Origin of the sequence: Aquipseudomonas guryensis (genome assembly GCF_014164785.1) — a bacterium.
Taxonomy (GTDB): Bacteria; Pseudomonadota; Gammaproteobacteria; order Pseudomonadales; family Pseudomonadaceae; genus Aquipseudomonas; species Aquipseudomonas guryensis.
This window is the reverse complement of the sequence record NZ_JACJFN010000004.1, coordinates 174,241-193,048: the sequence shown is the minus strand read 5'-3', so window position 1 is coordinate 193,048 and position 18,808 is coordinate 174,241. Positions and strand designations below refer to the sequence as shown.

15 protein-coding genes are annotated in these 18,808 nt (G+C 63.7%); 3 read left to right on the top strand and 12 right to left on the bottom strand.

The window, feature by feature from the left end; translation table 11 throughout:
- Nucleotides 1–93 precede the first annotated feature (93 nt).
- The 4 genes from H3H45_RS16090 to H3H45_RS16075 all read right to left on the bottom strand — a co-directional run bounded on the left by H3H45_RS16090 (nt 94) and on the right by H3H45_RS16075 (nt 4,579).
- On the bottom strand, nt 94–330 hold the full coding sequence (locus H3H45_RS16090) for a DUF1653 domain-containing protein (protein WP_173205307.1): 237 nt from the start codon (nt 328–330) through the stop codon (nt 94–96).
- A 75-nt stretch (nt 331–405) separates the two neighbouring features.
- Complete coding sequence (gene fadA / locus H3H45_RS16085; protein ID WP_182834727.1) at nt 406–1,581, bottom strand: acetyl-CoA C-acyltransferase FadA; 1,176 nt, start codon at nt 1,579–1,581, stop codon at nt 406–408.
- Nucleotides 1,582–1,611: 30 nt separating this feature from the next.
- Entirely contained in the window at nt 1,612–3,759 is a 2,148-nt protein-coding gene (fadB, locus tag H3H45_RS16080) for a fatty acid oxidation complex subunit alpha FadB (RefSeq protein ID WP_182834726.1), read from the bottom strand.
- Nucleotides 3,760–4,141: 382 nt separating this feature from the next.
- Nucleotides 4,142–4,579 carry a hypothetical protein gene (locus H3H45_RS16075; RefSeq protein WP_182834725.1) on the bottom strand — a complete coding sequence of 146 codons (438 nt, stop codon included), beginning with the start codon at nt 4,577–4,579 and terminating at the stop codon, nt 4,142–4,144.
- Nucleotides 4,580–4,668: 89 nt separating this feature from the next.
- On the opposite strand from H3H45_RS16075, the gene H3H45_RS16070 reads away from it, so the two are divergent.
- Nucleotides 4,669–5,109 (top strand): universal stress protein, encoded by a 441-nt coding sequence (locus tag H3H45_RS16070; RefSeq protein ID WP_182834724.1) that lies wholly within the window; start codon nt 4,669–4,671, stop codon nt 5,107–5,109.
- Nucleotides 5,110–5,129: 20 nt separating this feature from the next.
- Here the strand turns inward: H3H45_RS16070 and H3H45_RS16065 are convergent, their stop codons facing one another.
- Nucleotides 5,130–5,816, bottom strand: coding sequence for a DUF6901 family protein (locus H3H45_RS16065; protein ID WP_182834723.1), 687 nt, complete (start codon nt 5,814–5,816; stop codon nt 5,130–5,132).
- A gap of 70 nt (nt 5,817–5,886) precedes the next feature.
- Nucleotides 5,887–7,803, bottom strand: a complete 1,917-nt coding sequence (locus H3H45_RS16060; protein WP_182834722.1) for an ATP-binding cassette domain-containing protein — start codon at nt 7,801–7,803, stop codon at nt 5,887–5,889.
- A gap of 183 nt (nt 7,804–7,986) precedes the next feature.
- Here H3H45_RS16060 and H3H45_RS16055 point away from each other — a divergent pair, with 183 nt between their 5' ends.
- Nucleotides 7,987–9,915, top strand: a complete 1,929-nt coding sequence (locus tag H3H45_RS16055; protein ID WP_182834721.1) for a transglycosylase SLT domain-containing protein — start codon at nt 7,987–7,989, stop codon at nt 9,913–9,915.
- A 79-nt stretch (nt 9,916–9,994) separates the two neighbouring features.
- Here H3H45_RS16055 and H3H45_RS16050 read toward each other — a convergent pair whose 3' ends face one another.
- From H3H45_RS16050 to H3H45_RS16025, 6 genes are all read right to left on the bottom strand, one after another.
- Nucleotides 9,995–10,807, bottom strand: coding sequence for an MOSC domain-containing protein (locus H3H45_RS16050; protein ID WP_182834720.1), 813 nt, complete (start codon nt 10,805–10,807; stop codon nt 9,995–9,997).
- 70 nt (nt 10,808–10,877) lie between these two features.
- Nucleotides 10,878–11,804 (bottom strand): chemotaxis protein CheV, encoded by a 927-nt coding sequence (locus H3H45_RS16045; RefSeq protein WP_182834719.1) that lies wholly within the window; start codon nt 11,802–11,804, stop codon nt 10,878–10,880.
- An 89-nt stretch (nt 11,805–11,893) separates the two neighbouring features.
- Nucleotides 11,894–12,790: a lipid kinase YegS gene (yegS, locus tag H3H45_RS16040; RefSeq protein ID WP_182834718.1), complete on the bottom strand. Its 897-nt coding sequence runs from the start codon at nt 12,788–12,790 to the stop codon at nt 11,894–11,896.
- 77 nt (nt 12,791–12,867) lie between these two features.
- On the bottom strand, nt 12,868–14,427 hold the full coding sequence (locus tag H3H45_RS16035; RefSeq protein ID WP_182834717.1) for an FGGY-family carbohydrate kinase: 1,560 nt from the start codon (nt 14,425–14,427) through the stop codon (nt 12,868–12,870).
- An 18-nt stretch (nt 14,428–14,445) separates the two neighbouring features.
- Nucleotides 14,446–16,020, bottom strand: a complete 1,575-nt coding sequence (locus H3H45_RS16030) for a glycerol-3-phosphate dehydrogenase/oxidase (protein ID WP_182834716.1) — start codon at nt 16,018–16,020, stop codon at nt 14,446–14,448.
- A gap of 2 nt (nt 16,021–16,022) precedes the next feature.
- The gene (locus tag H3H45_RS16025) at nt 16,023–17,621 is read right to left on the bottom strand and encodes an FAD-binding oxidoreductase (protein ID WP_182834715.1); all 1,599 of its coding nucleotides are present in this window, start codon (nt 17,619–17,621) and stop codon (nt 16,023–16,025) included.
- Between the two features lie 124 nt (nt 17,622–17,745).
- On the opposite strand from H3H45_RS16025, the gene gliR reads away from it, so the two are divergent.
- Nucleotides 17,746–18,774, top strand: coding sequence for an AraC family transcriptional regulator GliR (gene gliR / locus H3H45_RS16020; RefSeq protein WP_182834714.1), 1,029 nt, complete (start codon nt 17,746–17,748; stop codon nt 18,772–18,774).
- The last annotated feature ends 34 nt before the right edge of the window (nt 18,775–18,808 follow it).

Below are 18,808 nucleotides of genomic sequence, written 5' to 3'. Positions count from 1 at the left end.
AATTCCTGAATTCTGAGAGTAAAAGCGGGCGGCGCCGCTAAAGGCACCGCTATATATAGTGGCCGTCGAGGTGAGGTCAAGCGCGCTGCTTGCTCACTCCTTGGCGAAGCGTGCCGGTTCGGCCTCGATCAAAGCAAAGCGCGGGACTGTCTCGCCGTCCACCTCGACCGTGCTGCAGAACATCTCGAGTGGCCTGACCCACAGGCCGAACTCGCCGTACAGGGCCTGGTAGACCACTACATCCTCTTCCGTCTCGGAATGCCGGGCAACACCGAACACACGGTATTGCGGGCCTTTGTAGTGGCGGTACAAGCCGGGTTGCAGCTGCATGGTTCGACTCCCGAAGCGGATTACCCAAAAACAAAAACCGGGGCACAGGGCCCCGGTTTTTCCATCTCGAAACGCTTAGACGCGTTCGAAGACGGTGGTGATGCCCTGGCCGAGGCCAATGCACATGGTCGACACACCGAGGGTGCCGCCATTCTGCTTCATCACGTTCAGCAGGGTACCGGAGATACGCGCACCGGAGCAGCCGAACGGGTGGCCCAGAGCGATGGCGCCGCCGTGCAGGTTAACCTTCTGCTCCATCTTGTCGAGGAGTTTCAGGTCTTTCAGCACGGGCAGGGCCTGGGCGGCAAAGGCTTCGTTGAGCTCAACGAAATCGATGTCGTCCATGGTCAGGCCGGCACGCTTGAGGGCTTTCTGAGTCGACGGCACCGGGCCGTAGCCCATGATCGCCGGATCGACACCGTGTACGGCCATGCCACGCACCACGGCCAGCGGCTGGATGCCGAGGTCTTGGGCACGCTGGGCGGACATGACGATCATGCAGGAAGCACCGTCGGTGATCTGCGAGGAAGTACCCGCAGTCACGGTGCCGCCTTTCGGGTTGAACGCCGGCTTCAGCGCAGCCAGGCTTTCCAGGGTGGTTTCCGGACGAATGGTTTCGTCGTAGTCGAAAACCTTCAGGAAGCCGTTCTCGTCGTAGCCTTGCATCGGGATGATTTCATCCTTGAACTTGCCTTCGACGGTGGCCTTGTGGGCCAGGCGGTGCGAACGCTCACCGAAGGCGTCTTGCGCCTCGCGGCTGATGCCGTGCATCTTGCCGAGCATTTCAGCGGTCAGACCCATCATGCCCGACGCCTTCGCGGCGTACAGGGACATGTGCGGGTTCGGATCGACGCCGTGCATCATGCTGACGTGGCCCATGTGCTCCACGCCGCCAACCACGAACACGTCGCCGTTGCCGGTCTGGATCGCCTGCACGGCAGTGTGCAGGGCGCTCATGGAAGAACCACACAGACGGCTGACGGTTTGCGCAGCGCTGGTGTGCGGAATCTGGGTCATCAGCGACGCCATGCGCGCGATGTTCCAGCCCTGCTCCAGGGTCTGGTTAACGCAGCCCCAGATCACGTCTTCGACTTCAGCCGGGTCCAGCTTGGTATTGCGTGCCAGCACGCCGCTGATCAGGTGTGCCGACATGTTCTCGGCACGGGTGTTGCGGTGCATGCCACCTTTGGAACGACCCATCGGGGTACGGCCGAAGTCGACAATGACTGCGTCTCTCGGATTCAGGCTCATATCTCTACTCTCGCTCTGATCGTTGCGCGATTAACCGAAAAACTTCTGGCCGTTTTTGGCCATTTCGCGAAGTTTGGCGGTCGGGTAGTACAGCGCGCCCAGGTCGGCATATTTGTCAGCCAGGGCCACGAATTCGGCTACACCGATGGAGTCGATGTAACGCAGTGCACCACCACGGAAGGGCGGGAAGCCGATGCCGTAGATCAGGCCCATGTCGGCCTCGGCAGCGGTTTCAACGATGCCATCTTCCAGGCAACGAACGGTTTCCAGGCACAGCGGGATCATCATGAAGTTGATGATGTCTTCGTCAGTTACTTCACGCTGCTCGGTCACGATGGTCTTGAGCAGATCGTAGGCAACCGGGTCGGAGACCTTCTTCGGCTTGCCACGCTTGTCCATCTCGTAAGCGTAGAAACCCTTGCCATTTTTCTGACCCAGGCGATTGGCGTCGTACATCACGTCGACGGCAGTCTTGCCTTCCACGCCCATACGATCCGGGAAGCCTTCGGCCATCACGTCACGGCCATGGTGACCGGTGTCGATACCGACCACGTCGGACAGGTACGCCGGGCCCATGGGCCAGCCGAACTTCTCCATGACCTTGTCGATACGCACGAAGTCGACACCGAAACCGAGCAGCTTGGAGAAGCCGCCGAAGTACGGGAACAGCACGCGGTTGACCAGGAAGCCCGGGCAATCGTTGACCACGATCGGGCTCTTGCCCATCTTCTTGGCGTAAGCAACGGTGGTAGCTACGGCTACATCGCTGGACTTCTCGCCACGGATGACTTCAACCAGCGGCATCATGTGCACCGGGTTGAAGAAGTGCATGCCGACGAAGTTTTCCGGACGCTTGAGGGCCTTGGCCAGCAAGTTGATGGAAATGGTCGAGGTGTTGGAAGCCAGGATCGCGTCTTCGCGAACCACACCTTCCACTTCGGCGAGTACGATCTGCTTGACCTTCGGATTCTCGACTACGGCTTCGACGACGATATCGACGTTGCCGAAATCACCGTAGGACATGGTCGGACGAATACCGGTCAGGGCTTCGGCCATCTTCGCCGGCGTCATGCGGCCTTTGGCGACGCGACTGCCGAGCAGCTTGGAAGCCTCGGCCAGACCCATCTGGATACCCTCTTCGCGGATATCCTTCATCAGGATCGGGGTGCCTTTGGAGGCCGACTGGTAGGCGATACCGCCACCCATGATGCCCGCGCCCAGTACGGCAGCCAGTTTCACGTCACGCGCGATTTCGTCGTGCTGCTTGGCTTTCTTCTTCAGTTCCTGGTCATTCAGGAACAGACCGATCAGGCTTTCCGCAACCGAAGTCTTGGCCAGCTTGACGAAGCCTGCGGCTTCCACTTCCAGCGCTTTGTCGCGACCGAAGTTGGCGGCTTTCTGGATGGTCTTGATGGCTTCGACCGGGGCCGGGTAGTTCGGACCGGCCTGGCCTGCGACGAAACCTTTGGCGGTTTCGAAGCACATCATCTGCTCAATGGCGTTGAGCTTGATCTTTTCCAGCTTGGGCTGACGCTTGGCCTTGTAGTCCAGCTCGCCGGAGATGGCGCGTTTGATCAGGTCCAGAGCGGCGTCTTTGAGCTTGGCGGGAGCGACGACAGCGTCGACCGCGCCTACTTTCAGGGCGTCGGCAGCTTTGGCTTCCTTGCTGGAAGCAATCCACTCGATGGCGTTGTCGGTACCGATCACGCGCGGCAGACGCACGGTGCCACCGAAGCCCGGGTAGATACCCAGTTTGACTTCCGGCAGGCCGACCTTGGCGGTCTCTGCGGCAACGCGGTAGTCAGCGGCCAGGCACATTTCGAAACCGCCACCCAGGGCGATGCCGTTGATGGCCACTACGGTCGGCACATTGAGGTCTTCGAAGTCGCTGAAGATCTTGTTGGCTTCGAGGTTGCCGGCTACCAGCTCTTCGTCGGGCAACTTGAAGTTATCGACGAACTCGGTGATGTCGGCACCGACGATGAACACGTCTTTGCCGCTGGTAACGATTACGCCCTTGATCGAACCGTCAGCCTTGATGGCGTCCACGGACTGGCGCAGCTCGCTCAGAGTGAGACGGTTGAACTTGTTAACGGACTCACCCTTGAGGTCGAAATTCAATTCGACGATGCCGCTCTCAAGAGCCTTAACCGTGATGGCTTTACCTTCGTAAATCATCAACTGATCTCCACGGTATGGAAGCTGAACAGTACACATCGGAGCCGACTAGCAGGCTTGCCCGCGGCGCAGCCGTCGAGCATAGCCGCAATCGGCCTGGCACACCCACCGATGCGATAATCGGGCTGTAAAGGCGCTGCCGAGACCGGCAAACGCTCAATTCATACGCCCGTTTGATTTGGGTGCGCACACATTCTGTGAAAACCCGACAATTGTCAATTGCCCGTCACTGGCGCAGCAAATGGGCGCAGCGTCACGCAATGACCAGAATCGACCTAAAAGCCACAAAACACTGGCGAAACCCGCGCTCCAGAGCACTTCGACGTTCTGATAAAGCACATTCACAGGGTAAATAATGCTGCGGATAGCGGCACTAAACCTATCAGGCCAGCTTGGCTAATGCACCGGCAATTGCGCCCAGCTCGACCTCGCCGCCCCGCTCGCCCCAGTACAACGCAATCATCTGCGCCCCAGCCTCTACCTTGTAGACATCCGCGGGCAACTCGCGCAGGCATTCCTGCAATGCGGGATCGCTGCAGGGCTCACGCCACTGGTTGAGCCACACCCCCGGAGCGCTCTGCCAATAACTCCAGCAATCGCTACGACCACTGCGCCGGGGCCGGTGGTATTGGGCACAGCTAGCGGGCGGACTGGACTCCAGCCAATGCGGCCACTCTTGCTGAGTAAGCTGCATGCCCAGCCCCAGGCGACGCGCTGCCAGACGCTGGGCCATTTGCCCACTCTGCAAGCGCGAAGGACGCAGCCAGACCAGCGGACTGAGCGCCATAGCAACCAGCAAAACCACAATCCACCAGGTCATATCTGTCACCCTGCGGCAAAAGCCTGTGTTATGAAGCAGGCAAGCCATACTGTTTATAAAAGGCTGCCTCAACCAAGGAGGAAACGCTCATGCCCTATCAACACATTCTGATTGCCGTCGACCTGACCGAAGAATGCCACCCAGTTGTGATTCGCGCCCTGGAGCTGGCGACCAGCAGCACAGCCAAGGCGTCCTTGGTGCATATCATCGAACCGATGGCGATGGCCTTTGGCGGTGACGTGCCGATGGATCTGTCGCTGCTGCAACAGCAGCAATTCGACCAGGCCCGTGAGCGCCTGCAAAGCTTTGCCGGACGTTACCCACAACTGGTCAGCGAACAGCGCCATCTTGTCTACGGCCAGCCGCGCCAGGAGATTCATCGCCTGGCAACGGAACAGGGCTGCGACCTGATCGTGGTCGGCAGCCATGGCCGTCACGGCCTGGCCCTGCTGCTCGGCTCCACGGCCAATGACGTGCTGCATGGTGCGCCCTGCGACGTACTGGCCGTGCGCCTGAAGAAGCCGAGCTGAACAGCGGGCGCCGAGACGCCTTATTCGTTGGCGTCGCCAGCACTCATGACCAGCGGACGGATCTTCTGCAGCTGCGTCTCCAGTGACACGGTCATGCTCGACGACAGGGAGAAGAAGGTGAGGAAGGCCTTGAGGTTGGAATCACCTTCGCAGACATCCAGAATCCGCTGCCAGAAGGCCTGGTTGACCAACTGCAACTGCTGGAACTGCTTGACCAGCCCTTTCAGCTCCCAATCCGGGCGACGCCCCTCACGGAAGTTGAAATACTGGCGCGTCAGGTACAGGGAAATGGTGCGCAGGATGAACTCCTGGCTACTGGCGAACGGCAGATGGTTCTGCGCCATCGGCTTCAGGCGTGCCAGCACCGGGCAGGCACTGGTCGCCATGATCACCCCGAGCAAGGAGCGCAAGCCCTCCTCCAAACCCACCAACTTGTTGTACTCGCGCTCCGGGGTGCGCACCCAGACCTGCGCCTTCTTCACGGCCGGCAGACCATGGAAATCCTCGATCACGCGATGCAGATCGACGGCCGCCGGACAGTGACTGAACTCGCCCTTGTTCAGCGGGCAGTTGCTGCACTGGTTATGTTCCAGGCGCGTCCACTTGGGCATCGTTTCAGCACTCTGGGCATCGTAAGGCCGGTCCAGCTCGATCCTGTAGCTGAACTGATGGTTGTCATCCAGGGTGATGCGGTACTCAATCGCCATGCGTCTCTCCGACAGGCTATTGGGGGCATACGCGCGCGTTGTCGCAGCAGCGACAACACATCAGCAGCCCCTAGGCTTCCAATTCGGCCCAACGCTCCAAGAGCTGGTCCAGTTCTTCTTGCAGGCTCTGCAGGCGATCCAGCACCGCCGCGGTGGTAACCGCCGACTGCTGATAGAACGCCGGAGCGGCGATCTGCGCCTGGAGCTCTGCGAGCTGCTTTTCCAGGGCGTCGATCTGCCCGGGAATCGCTTCCAGCTCACGCTGCAGCTTGTAGCTGAGTTTCTTCTTCGCCGCCGCCGGCACTTCCACCACGGGCTCCACTACCGGCGCAGCGGGTGCCACCGCGCTCAGTTCTGCTTTACCGGATTTGCTCTCGCCAACACCGAGTAGCCGCGGCGAACCGCCCTGGCGCAACCAGTCCTGGTAACCACCGACGTACTCGCGCACGCGCCCTTCGCCCTCGAACACCAGGGTGCTGGTCACCACGTTGTCGAGGAAGGCCCGATCGTGGCTGACCATCAGCACGGTGCCGGGGAAATTCAGCAGCACCTCTTCGAGCAACTCAAGGGTTTCCACGTCGAGGTCGTTGGTCGGTTCGTCCAGCACCAGCAGGTTGGCCGGTTTGCTGAACAGCTTGGCCAGCAACAGTCGTGCCCGCTCGCCACCCGACAGCGCCTTGACCGGGGTACGGGCACGCTGTGGGCTGAACAGGAAGTCGCCCAGATAGCTAAGCACATGGCGGTTCTGACCATCGATGGTGATGAAGTCGCGACCCTCGGCGACGTTGTCGATCACCGTCTTTTCCGGCTCCAGCTGGTGACGCAATTGGTCGAAATACGCCACTTCCAGCTTGGTACCCACCTCGATCTTGCCGCTGGTCGGCTGCAGATCCCCGAGCAACATCTTCAGCAACGTGGTCTTGCCCGTACCGTTGGCGCCGAGCAGACCGATGCGGTCGGAGCGCTGCAGAACGAAGGAGAAGTCGTCGACCAGCTTGGGACCGCCTGGGTGGGCGAAGCTGACGTTCTCCACCACCATCACCTGCTTGCCGGACTTGTCGGCGGTTTCCAGCTGGATATTGGCCTTGCCCTGGCGCTCACGACGCTCGCTGCGTTCTTGGCGCATTTCCTTGAGCGCGCGCACGCGGCCTTCGTTACGGGTACGGCGGGCCTTGATGCCCTGGCGAATCCACACTTCTTCCTGGGCCAGGCGCTTGTCGAACAGGGCATTGGCGGTTTCTTCCGCGGCCAGCTGCTGTTCCTTGTGCACCAGGAAGCTGGCGTAGTCGCCGTTCCAGTCGATCAGGCCACCGCGATCCAGTTCGAGGATGCGCGTGGCCAGGTTCTGCAGGAAGGAGCGGTCGTGGGTAATAAACAGAACCGCACCGTTGAAGCCCAGCAGCGCTTCTTCCAGCCAGGCAATGGCGCCGATATCCAGGTGGTTGGTTGGTTCGTCGAGCAGCAGCAGATCCGGCTCTGAGACCAGCGCCTGGGCCAGCAGCACACGACGACGCCAGCCACCGGAGAGCTCCGCCAGGGTCTTGTCGGCCGGCAGCTGCAGGCGGCTCAGGGTGCTGTCGACCAGCTGTTGCAGGCGCCAGCCATCCTTCGCCTCCAGTTCCTGCTGCACATGCATCAGCTGGTTGAGGTCTTCGTCGGTGTGGATGTTCTGGCTGAGATGATGGTACTGGGCAAGCAGCGCGCCGACGCCGGCCAGGCCCTCGGCCACCACATCAAACACCGTCCGCTCGTCGGCGCGTGGCAATTCCTGGGGCAATTCGCCAATTTTCAGGCCTGGCGCACGCCAGATTTCCCCGTCATCGGCCATCTGATCGCCCTTGACCAGACGCAGCATGCTCGACTTGCCGGTGCCATTACGACCGATGATGCAGGCGCGCTCGCCACGGGCAATTTGCCAGGACACCTTGTCCAGCAGCGGCATGGCGCCGTAGGCCAGGGAAACTTCGGTGAACTTGAGCAGGGTCATGACGAGCGACTTCCAAAAAACCGGGGACGCATTCTAACTGAGTTGCCGGCAATCCATGCTGGCATTTATGCATCACCCATCACGCTAACGCGCATGCTTTCACCGGCATCGCGCAAAAGGCTAAGCTAGACATATTTGGTGCTCGGTGAGCCTGCACCCTACTGTCTTCTGCCCGGAAGTGTCATGCGCCGTTCTCTGCTCAGCCTTTGTTCCTGCCTGCTTCTCTGCACCTTCAGCCTGCCCAGCGCCCATGCTGCTAGCCTGGCGCAACAACGCCAGATGTACGATGAGGCCAAGCGCGCCCTGGCCAAGGGCGACAAGGGCCCCTACCTGCGCTACGCCAATGCCCTGCGCGACTACCCGCTGGAACCCTATCTGGCCTATGACGAGCTGACCGCCCGCCTGAAATGGGCCAGCAATGAAGAAATCGAGAAATTCCTCACCGAGCATGGCGACTTGCCCCAAGCCGGCTGGATGAAGCTGCGCTGGTTGCGCTGGCTGGCCGAACGCGGTGAATGGCAGACCTTCATCAATTACTACGACCCCAAGCTGAACTTCACCGAACTGGACTGCCTCTACGGCCAGTACCAGCTCAAGCACGGTATGAAGGCCGAAGGTAACGCCACCGCCGAAAAACTCTGGCTGGTCGGCAAATCGCAGCCGGCAGCCTGCGACGTGCTGTTCGATATCTGGCGCGCTGACGGCAAGTTGACCGAGGAGCTGCGCTGGAAACGCGCCAAACTGGCCGCCGAAGCACGCAACTATGGCCTCGCCAGCTACCTGATCAAAGGCCTGCCGAGCCTCGACAAGCAGGGCAAACTGCTGGTCGAAGTGGCGCAGAAGCCGCTGCTGCTGACCCAGAGCGCCCGTTTCACCCCGGCCGATCGCGCCATGGCCGATGTAGTCGGCCTGGGTCTGCGCCGTCTGGCCCGTCAGGACCCGGAGAAAGCCCTGAGCCTTCTTGAGGTCTACGCCGGCAAGATGAATTTCTCCGACGAAGAGAAAGTCGCCATCGCCCGCGAGATCGGCCTGACCCTGGCCAAGCGCTTCGACATGCGCGGCCTGGACGTGATGAGCAAGTATGACCCGCAGCTGCGCGACAACACCGTCTCCGAATGGCGCGCCCGCCTGCTGCTGCGCCACGGGCGCTGGGACGATGCCTACCAGCTGACCAGCCGCCTACCGGCCGAGTTGGCCACGACTCCCCGCTGGCGCTACTGGCAAGCGCGCAGCCTGCAACTGGCGCAGCCGCAAAACCCGCAAGTACAGGCCCTGTATCAGCCGCTAGCCAAGGAGCGTGACTTCTATGGTTTCCTCGCCGCCGACCGCATCGAGGCGCCTTACAGCCTGAATAACAAGCCACTGGCCCTCGACCCGCAACTGGTGCAGAAGGTACGCAACACCGCCGGCATCCGCCGCGCCCTGGAATTCCACGATCGCGGCCAGATCGTCGACGGTCGCCGCGAGTGGTACCACGTCAGTCGCCTGTTCAGCCGCGACGAGCTGGTCGCCCAGGCCCGCCTGGCTTTCGATAAGCAGTGGTATTTCCCGGCCATCCGCACCATCAGTCAGGCGCAGTACTGGGACGACCTGGATATCCGCTTCCCGATGGCGCACAAGACCAGCCTGACCCAACAGGCCAAGCTGCGCGGCCTGCATTCCAGCTGGGTGTTCGCCATCACCCGCCAGGAAAGTGCCTTCATGGCCGACGCCCGCTCGCCGGTCGGCGCCATGGGCCTGATGCAGCTGATGCCGGCCACCGCCAAGGAAACCGCGCGCAAGTTCGGCATTCCCCTGGCCAACCCGCAGCAGGCGCTGGTGCCAGAGAAGAATATCCAGCTTGGCGCCGCCTACCTGAGCCAGGTGCATGGCCAGTTCAACGGCAACCGCGTGCTTGCCTCGGCCGCCTACAACGCCGGCCCGGGCCGCGTGCGCCAGTGGCTGCGCGGCGCCGACCACCTGGCCTTCGACGTGTGGGTGGAGAACATCCCGTTCGACGAAACCCGCCAGTACGTGCAGAACGTGCTGTCCTATTCGGTGATCTACGGACAGAAGCTCAATGCCCCCACGCCGCTGGTGGACTGGCATGAACGCTTCTTCGACGATCAGTAAAATGCACAACGGGCGCCCAAGGGCGCCCGTTTTCGTAGCCCGGATGCAATCCGGGAATACCCCCCTTGAAACCTCCCGGCTACGCTAGCACCTCGACCGGCATGCCGACTTGCAGCTCACCAACGCCGCGCGGCAACAGGTTCTGCCCGAAATACACCTCGCCATCGCGCTCGCGGTAGGTCTTCAGGGTGGTCAGCGGCTCGCGGTCGGCGCTGCGCTCGCCGGTCTGCGGATCGATGGTGGTCAGCACGCAGCGGCTGCAGCCCTTGGCCACCTCGAACTCCAGCGCACCGATGCGGATGCGTTTCCAGCCATCCTCGGCGAACGCCGCGCTGCCCTGCACCACCAGATTGGGACGAAAGCGCAGCATCTCCAGCGGCCGACCGACCCGTGCCGACAGGTCGTCCAGCGAGGCCTGGCCAATCAGCAGCAGCGGAAAACCGTCAGCAAAGGCCACCTTGTCGCCGGGCTGGGCATAACCAGTATCGACCTGCCGCGCGCGGCTTTCCGGCACCTGCACCAGACGGCAGGCGCGGCCGATAAAGGCGCTCAGCCACTCGGCGGCAGCATCGCCGGCATCCGGCACGCGCAGGCTGTCGCGCCAGACGGTCACCCCGCGCAAGTTACCATCGGCATCTGGCAGTGGCACATCCAGGCTGTCATGCCCCGGCGCGCTGAGGGTCAGGCCGCCCGCCGCATTCCACAGCGCCGAAAGCTGGCTCATCTGCGGCAGCAGGCGCTGGGTGAGGAAACGACCACTGCCCTCCTCCACCAGCATCCAGCGCCGATCACCCACCAGGCCCAAGGCATCCAGACGCGCGCTGGCCAGGCTTTCGGCCTTGCCGGACTTGAGTGGGTAGCGATAGAGGGCAGCGAGTTGCATGACCGGCATCCTTGGGGGGAAAGATGCCGGTTATACGGCGAGCGCGCGACCAGCTCAAGCCCGTCGCGCCGGTGACGGCTTATTCGTCGAGCTGCAGGCGCTCGCGAATCACATCGACCAGCTTGTCCGGCTGGAACTTGGAGAGGAAGTTGTCACAGCCGACCTTCTTCACCATGGCTTCGTTGAAGCTGCCGGACAGCGAGGTGTGCAGCACCACGTAGAGGTCTTTCAGGCGCGGATCGTTGCGGATCTCCGTGGTCAGGCGATAGCCATCCATTTCCGGCATTTCTGCATCGGTGAAGATCATCAGCAACTTGTCGGTCATCACCTCGCCGCTGTCAGCCCACTTCTTCAGCAGCTGCAGGGCCTTGAGGCCATCGCTGGCCGAGTGCGTACGCAGGCCCAGTTGGGACATGGTCTCGCGCAATTGGTTAAGGGCCACGGTGGAGTCATCCACCAGCAGCACTTCGCGGCCCACCGCCTTGGCCAGCAGCGGATCGGCGAGTTTCTCGTCGGACACCTTGGTGCTCATCGGCGCGATTTCAGACAGCACCTTTTCCACGTCGATGATTTCGACGATCTGGTCGTCGACCTTGGTGATCGCCGTCAGGTAATGCTGGCGGCCGGCACCACCGGGCGGCGGCAGAATGGATTCCCAGTTGAGGTTGAGGATGCGATCCACGCCGCCGACCAGGAAGGCCTGCACCGAGCGGTTGTACTCGGTGACGATGATGGTGCTGTTCTCGCTCGGGGTAATCGGGCGCATGCCGATGGCCTGGGACAGATCGATCACCGGCAGGGTCTGCCCGCGCAGGTTGACCACACCACACACGTGCGGATGGCGCTGCGGCATCAGGGTCAGCTTGGGCAGTTGCAGGACTTCCTGGACCTTGAACACGTTGATGGCGAACAGTTGCCTGCCGGCCAGACGGAACATAAGGATTTCCAGGCGGTTCTCACCCACCAGTTGGGTGCGTTGATCCACTGAATCGAGAATGCCGGCCATTACGCGCTCCTGTTAACTAAATCGAGTCTAGCCAGTGTATCGGCCAGTTGCGGGCTAAATGAAAGCGGATGGCCAGGCGCAATCATGCCTCAGCTGCGCAGCAGTGGCGAGCCCGCCGGCAGGTGGACGCGCAAGGCGCCCGGGCGCGCGGCAAAGCGCAGGCGCCGACTCTCCAGGGGCTCACCATCGAGGTTGATATCCAGCCCCTCTGCCGCCTCGACCTCGACCCAGGGCAAGCGCGCGCTGACCGATACCGATTCGAGACCGAGAATGCCGCCGGACAACAAGGTGCCCAAGGTGCCGACCATATCCTGCGGCGCCGGCACGATGCAGAGATCCAGCAGACCATCGTCCACCAGCGCCTGCGGACACAGCAGATGACCACCGCCGGCCTGGCGCCCGTTGCCGATGCCGAGGGCGAGAAACTCACCCTCCCAACTGAAATCCGGCCCCTGGAAACGCCCGAACGCCGAATGCACCTCGGAGAAGCGTGTCAGCCCGGTGAGGAAGTAAGCGGCACCACCGAGCAGCTTCTTCAGGTCTTCCGAGGTATTGGCGGTGATCTTCGAACCGAAACCGCCGGTGGCCATATTGAGGAATAGCTGGCCGTCCACCTCCCCCAGATCGATGGACCTGGGCGGCTCATCCAGCAGGGCCAGGGCCTCGCCCGGCAACAGGGGAACGCCCGCCGCCCGGGCAAAATCATTGGCCGTGCCCAGCGGCAGCAGCACCAGGGAAGCCTGCATCTCGCTGAGGGCCATGGCCTCGGCGACATCACGCAGGGTGCCGTCACCGCCACCAGCAATCAGGGTCGGATAACCGGCGGCCAGCGCCTCATCGACCAGGCGCGCGGCGTCGCCGGCTTCCCAAGTCAGGCGCACGGCCAACTCCCAGCCGGCTTCACGCTGCGCCAGCACGGCGGCGCGCACTTCTTCATTCAATGCCTGCTTGCCGTGCAGGATCAGCAGTGCCTTGCGTTCGCTCATGCCCTACTCCTTGTGCAGAATGCACCCGAGTATATGCAGACAGCCGGTTACGCGCGGAAGTCCCTGGAGCGGGGCAATCAGGCCGGATAGCCGGTGATTTCGCGGATGCTGCGATACAGCGGGCGCAGTTGCTGGTACATGCGCAGGTAGACCTCGCGGTACAGCCGCTCATAGACCTGCACCGCCTGCGGATTGGGCTGGAACACCTTACCCACGCGAGTCATGGCGGCGATGGCCGTGGGGAAGTCAGGGTGCAGACCGAGGCCGACGGCACAGTCGATGGCCGCGCCGAGGCCGGAAGTCTCGTACAGGTGCGGGCGCTCGGCCGGCAGGTTGAAGATATCGGCGGTCAGCTGCATGGCCGCATCGCTCTGCGAGCCGCCGCCGGAGATGCGCAGACGGCTGATGCGGGTGCCCGAGCGCTTCTCGATCTTCTCCTTGCCCTGACGCAGGGCGTAGGCCAGGCCTTCGAGAATGGCACGATAGAGGTGCGCACGAGTGTGCACGTCGCCAAAACCGATGATCGACCCTTTGGCCTCCAGCCCCGGCTCACGGATGCCCGGCGACCAGAACGGCTGCAGCGTCAGGCCCATGGAGCCGGGCGGCACGCTGTTGACCAACTCATCGAACAGGGTTTCCGCTTCCACCCCCAGCTCCAGGCCGCGCTGACGCTCGGCGTGGCCGAACTGCTCCTTGAACCAGCTGACCATCCAGAAGCCGCGGAAAATCATGACTTCGGTGTTGTAGTGGTCGGGAATTGCCGCCGGGTACGGTGGGATCAGCGGGATGGTTTCCAGGTAGGTCGAACGCGTGGTGTTGATGGTCGCCGTGGTGCCATAGGACAGGCAGGCCGTGCTCGGCTCCACGCCGCCGGCACCGATCACCTCGCAGGCCTTGTCCGAGGCCGCAGCAATCAGCGGCAGGCCTTCGGGAATGCCGGTATGCCGGCTGGCCTCGGCCGTGATCGAACCCAAGCGCTCACCCGGCTTGACCAGCTCGGGCAGCATCGACGGCCGGATCGGAATGGCCTGCCACTTCCAGTCGCTGGGTTTGGCCCAGCACAGGCGCTTGTAGTCGAACGGCAGGTAGGCCACGCAACTGCCCACCGAGTCGGCGAAGCGGCCGCTCAGACGATGGGTGAGAAAGCCTGACAGCAGCAGGAACTTGTGCGTATTGGCCCAGATCTGCGGCTGCTGCTGGGAGACCCAGTTGGCCTCGGCCTGGGCACGGAAGTAATCCACCGTGGCCTCTTCGCGGATCAGCTTGAACAACCAGCCCCAGGGGCCCTTGATGTGCCCAGCCACCTCGGCGCGGCGCTGGTCCAGCCAGAGAATCGCCGGGCGCAGCGGCCGGCCCTCGGCATCCACATTGATCAGGGTGCCACGCTGGGTGGTCAGCGATACTCCGGCAATCTGGCGCTTGTCGATCTCGACGCTGGCCCACAGGCGCCGGCAGGCCTCGCCGAGGCTGGCCCAGTAGTATTCGGGGTCCTGCTCGGCCCAGCCGGGGTGCGCCGAGTAATAGGGCTCAAGCTCGACTTTACCCTTGCCCAGCAGGTTGCCGGCCAGGTCGAAGAGCAGCGCGCGCACGCTCTGGGTGCCGTTGTCGATGGCCAGCAGGTAGCGTTGTTCGGTCACGTCGGTTTCCACGGCAGGTCACGGCAGGCTGTAGCAACGGCGCCACAGCTCCAGATAACGTTGTTGTTCAGCGTCCCAACGGGCATCGCTCCAGCCCAGGCGCGGCTGACACAGGGCACGGATGCGCGGCAGCTCAGCAGCGGCACCGTCAGCCAGGAGCAGGCCGATGCGCGTGCGGCGCAGCAGCAGGTCGTCCAGGTGCAGCACCAGCTCATCGTCGCAGGCCTGAGCCAGCTCGGCCCACAGGGTATCGCTGACCCCGATGCGCTCGCCGCCCAGCTCGTCCAGCAATGCCGCCAGATGCGGCAACGCCAAACCATGGCGACCGGCCAGGCGGCGCTGCTGCGTGGCACTCAGGCCCGGCAGCGACAGCGCCGCAGGCCGATGAAACACCGGCTGCCCGACATCCTCGACCGTCTTGTCGGCAAAGGGCGCGCAGGCGCGCAGCACTTCCAGGGCCAGCAGGCGGAAGGTGGTCAGCTTGCCACCGGCGAGGGTCACGCAGCCGGGTTCGACCCACAGGGCGTGTTCGCGTTTCTCGTCCGACGGCTTGCTGGTGGGCGCTGCGTCTGCGCTGACTACCGGCCGCACCCCGGCCCAGCTCGACAGCACATCGTCACGGCTGACGCCGGCGGCGGGAAATACCTGGGCACAGGCGGCCAGCAGATAATCGACCTCATCACTGGTGATACGCGCATCGCGATCCAGCGTCTCCGCGTGATCCAGGTCGGTGGTGCCGATCACCGTAGCGCCTTCCCAGGGGAAGACGAACACCGGGCGCCGATCCTGCCGGTGCATAAAGCTGATCGCCTGGGCCACCGGCAGGCGCCAGGCCGGCAGCAGCAGGTGGCTGCCCCGCAACGGACGGATATGTTCGAGACCTTCCTTGCGTCGCAGCGCATCGGCCCAGGCGCCAGTGGCCTGAGCCACCACCCGGGCGTGGAAGGCGTAGCGTTGGCCGGACTCGCTGTCCTCGGCCTGCAAGCCGATGATCCGGCCGCTGTCGCGCGTCAGTTCGACCACGCGCAGGCCGTTGAGCGCTTCGCCGCCCTCGGCTCGCGCTTCGCCCAGCACCCGCATGACCAGACGCGCATCGTCGGTCACCGCATCGGTGAACTGGGTGGCACCCAGCAGTTGCTCATCCTGCAAACCGGGAGCGAGAAAGCGCAGCTCTCGTAGCGGCTGATAACGGTGCAGGCGCTGGCCGGCCAGGGCGTCATAAACGCCGAGCAGCCCGCCGAAGACCTTGGGCCCGGGAAACTGCCCGCGGTAATGGGGAAACAGGAACGGCAGGGCATCGACCAGCCCCGGCGCCTCGCTGAGCAGGCGCTGGCGCTCGCGCACCGAGTCGCGGGTCAGGCCGAGCTGGCCCTTGGCGATATAGCGCAGGCCGCCGTGGACCATCTTCGACGAGCGACTGGAGGTGCCCCAGGCGAAGTCGCGCTGTTCCAGCAGCAGGCATTTCCAGCCACGCCGCGCCGCCTCACGCAAGATGCCGGCGCCGCTGATGCCGCCGCCAACCACGATCAGATCCCAGTCGCGCGCCGCCAGCTCGGGCAGCGCCGTCTCACGCCAGGCGGCGTTCCAAGTCATGTTCAGTCTTCCAGCAGCACGCCAGGGGCCAGGCGCCCTTCCGGGTCGAAATGCTGCGCCATGCTCTGCAGCACGGCGATACCCAGTTCGCCTTTCTCCGCCGCCAGGTACGGCGCATGGTCACGACCGACACCGTGCTGGTGGCTGATGGTGCCGCGGTTGTCGGCAATCGTTTGGCTGGCCGCCTGCTTGAGTTTGCTCCAGCGCGCCAGGGTCTCGCCGTAGCTGCTGCCGGGGCGGAACACGTAGGTGGTGTAGATGCTCGAACCCTGGCCGTAGACATGCGACAGATGGGTGAACACATGCACCCGCTCGCCCTCCTCGCTCAGGCCATGACGCAGGCTGTCCTCGACCTTGTTCAGCAGGTTGTCGACGTTGCTCCAGTCGGTGGCGGTTTCCAGGGTGTCCACCGCATAACCGGCCTCCCACAGGCCATGACGCAGGTAGGGGAAACGGAAGCGGTTTTCCGCCCACTTCTTGCCCAGCAGGGTGCCGGTGAACACCCCGCCGAACCCCTTGAGCAGGCGCTTGGCCTGTTTCACCGAGAGCGCGTTCTGCGCGCGGTTGCCGGTGACGCCGAAGGTCAGCATGCACTTGCCGGAACGGGCGCCACGCAGGGCCAGGTATTTTTCCAGCCAGGCGATCTGCTCGGGGTGGCCGGCCAGAGCCAGTTGGGTCTCGGTCTCGATGGCGTTGGACAGGCGCAGCATCGACAGCGGCACGCGGGCCTGCACCAGCGCGCGGATGCCGGCCAGGGCCTGCTGCCAGCTGGGCAGGAACACGGCGAAGAACTTTTCCTGCTCAGCCAACCGGGTGACCCGCACCTTGACCTCGGAGATCACCCCGAAGCGGCCCTCGCTGCCGAGGATCAGCTCGCGCAGATCCGGGCCGGCAGCCGAGGCCGGAAAGGTCGGTATTTCCAGGGTGCCGGCGAAGGTCTCCAGCTTGCCGCCGGCGAACAGCTGCTCAATGCGCCCGTAGCGCAGCGACTGCTGGCCGCTGGAGCGGCTGGCAACCCAGCCGCCGAGGGTCGACAGCTCCCAGGACTGCGGGAAGTGGCCGAGGGTGTAGCCGCGGGCGCGCAGCTGCGCTTCCACCTGCGGGCCGTTGGCGCCGGGAGCGAAGGTGGCGATCAGGCTGCTCTCGTCGAGGTCGAGCAGCTGGGTCATGCGCTCCAGCGACAGGGTCAGCACCGGTTTCTCGGACTCGACCGGGTTGATATGCCCGGCCACCGAGGTGCCGCCGCCGTAGGGAATCACGATCACGTCGTGCTCACGGGCCCAGGCTAGCAGCTCGCGGATCTGCGCCGGGGTTTCCGGCAGGGCCACGCCATCGGGAAACACGCCGAAGTCGCCGGAGCGCATGGCCAGCCAGTCCGGCAGGCTCTGCCCGCGGGCATGGCGTACGCGCACCTCAGCGTCCAGGCAGACCAACGGATGGCGAGCGAGCAAGCGCGACGCCGGCACCTGGGCCAGCACCTGCGCCAGGCTGGCATCGGCCAGCGCCTGACCCATGCCAACCCGCGCCTCGAGGAAGGCGCCGCCATTGGCCGGCAGCACCACCTGCGTGGCCTCGTCACCCCATCCGTTCCAACGTCGCATCTGCCGCTCCCCTGTGTTCCGCTGATCATCGATGGGTGCCTATACTAGCCGCCCGCGTCATCCGGTCACTGTCAGATCGGGACAGCGGTTATCGCCAATCAAGACAAGCAGAACAACAAGAACCATGCTGACCCTTGGCTATACCTCGGTGCCCGCCCTGATCAAATACCTGCGCCATGCCGAGCGCCTCGGCCTGGATGTGGAAGCCGTGCGCAACGCCGTCGGCATCAGCGCCGAAGACCTCGCCGATAACGGCAAGCGCATCCCCAGCGAGCTGCACGAGCGCCTGCTCAGCCATCTGCTGGAAATCTCCGGTGATCCGCTGTTCGGCATGCGTTCGGCGCAGTTCGTGCAGCCCGGCTACTGGAGCGTGCTCGGCTACATCACCATGAACTGCGCCACCCTGGGCGAAGCCATGAGCCGCATCGTGCCCTACGAGAAACTGGTCGGCGACATGGGCACCAGCCAGCTGCTGGCTGAAGGCGACCATATCAAGCTGGTCTGGAACTGCCGCCACGAACGCCCGGACATACGCAGACACATGGTCGAAAGCGTCCTCGCCTCGTGGATGCTCTATGCGCGCTGGATCGCCGACATGGACAAGTCGCCGCGTGAGGTGTGGATGGAGCATGCTCGCCCCGACGGCACCACCCAGGCCGATTACGAAGCCGTGTTTGGCTGCCCGGTGCTATTCGAGCAGCCCTGCAACGCCCTGCTGGTGCCCATGGATTACCTGGCCATCCCCCTGCGCCAGGCCGACGCCAACCTGCTGCGCACCCTGGAAGAACACGCCCTGACCCTTATGGCCGGCCTCGACGACAACGAGCCGCTGCCGCAACGGGTGAAGAATGCCCTGCGCCTGCTGCTCAAAGACGGCCTGCCGCGCAAGGAGAAGGTCGCCGAGAAGTTCCACATGACCGTGCGCACCCTGCAGCGCCACCTGCAGAACGCCGGCACCAGCTACCAGGAAATCCTCGACCAGCTGCGCCAGGAACTAGCCGAGCACTACCTGCTACGCAGCGACCTGCCGATCGAGGATATCGCCAGCTACCTGGGCTTCACCGAGGCGCGCTCGCTGCACCGCAGCTTCAAGGCACGCACCGGCATGACCCCGGGCGAATACCGCGAGCGGCACAAGGGTCACCCCCTGTAGGGCGGGTGAAACCCGCGCAGCAGCCAGCCGCGAC

Bases quoted from the DNA above. Each gene is read 5' to 3' on its own strand.
- gliR (WP_182834714.1), top strand. From the start codon at position 17,746: ATGCTGACCCTTGGCTATACCTCGGTGCCCGCCCTGATCAAATACCTG.
- fadB (WP_182834726.1), bottom strand. From the start codon at position 3,759: ATGATTTACGAAGGTAAAGCCATCACGGTTAAGGCTCTTGAGAGCGGC.
- fadA (WP_182834727.1), bottom strand. From the start codon at position 1,581: ATGAGCCTGAATCCGAGAGACGCAGTCATTGTCGACTTCGGCCGTACC.
- H3H45_RS16075 (WP_182834725.1), bottom strand. From the start codon at position 4,579: ATGACCTGGTGGATTGTGGTTTTGCTGGTTGCTATGGCGCTCAGTCCG.
- H3H45_RS16055 (WP_182834721.1), top strand. From the start codon at position 7,987: ATGCGCCGTTCTCTGCTCAGCCTTTGTTCCTGCCTGCTTCTCTGCACC.
- H3H45_RS16060 (WP_182834722.1), bottom strand. From the start codon at position 7,803: ATGACCCTGCTCAAGTTCACCGAAGTTTCCCTGGCCTACGGCGCCATG.
- H3H45_RS16030 (WP_182834716.1), bottom strand. From the start codon at position 16,020: ATGACTTGGAACGCCGCCTGGCGTGAGACGGCGCTGCCCGAGCTGGCG.
- yegS (WP_182834718.1), bottom strand. From the start codon at position 12,790: ATGAGCGAACGCAAGGCACTGCTGATCCTGCACGGCAAGCAGGCATTG.
- H3H45_RS16065 (WP_182834723.1), bottom strand. From the start codon at position 5,816: ATGGCGATTGAGTACCGCATCACCCTGGATGACAACCATCAGTTCAGC.
- H3H45_RS16070 (WP_182834724.1), top strand. From the start codon at position 4,669: ATGCCCTATCAACACATTCTGATTGCCGTCGACCTGACCGAAGAATGC.
- H3H45_RS16090 (WP_173205307.1), bottom strand. From the start codon at position 330: ATGCAGCTGCAACCCGGCTTGTACCGCCACTACAAAGGCCCGCAATAC.
- H3H45_RS16025 (WP_182834715.1), bottom strand. From the start codon at position 17,621: ATGCGACGTTGGAACGGATGGGGTGACGAGGCCACGCAGGTGGTGCTG.
- H3H45_RS16045 (WP_182834719.1), bottom strand. From the start codon at position 11,804: ATGGCCGGCATTCTCGATTCAGTGGATCAACGCACCCAACTGGTGGGT.
- H3H45_RS16050 (WP_182834720.1), bottom strand. From the start codon at position 10,807: ATGCCGGTCATGCAACTCGCTGCCCTCTATCGCTACCCACTCAAGTCC.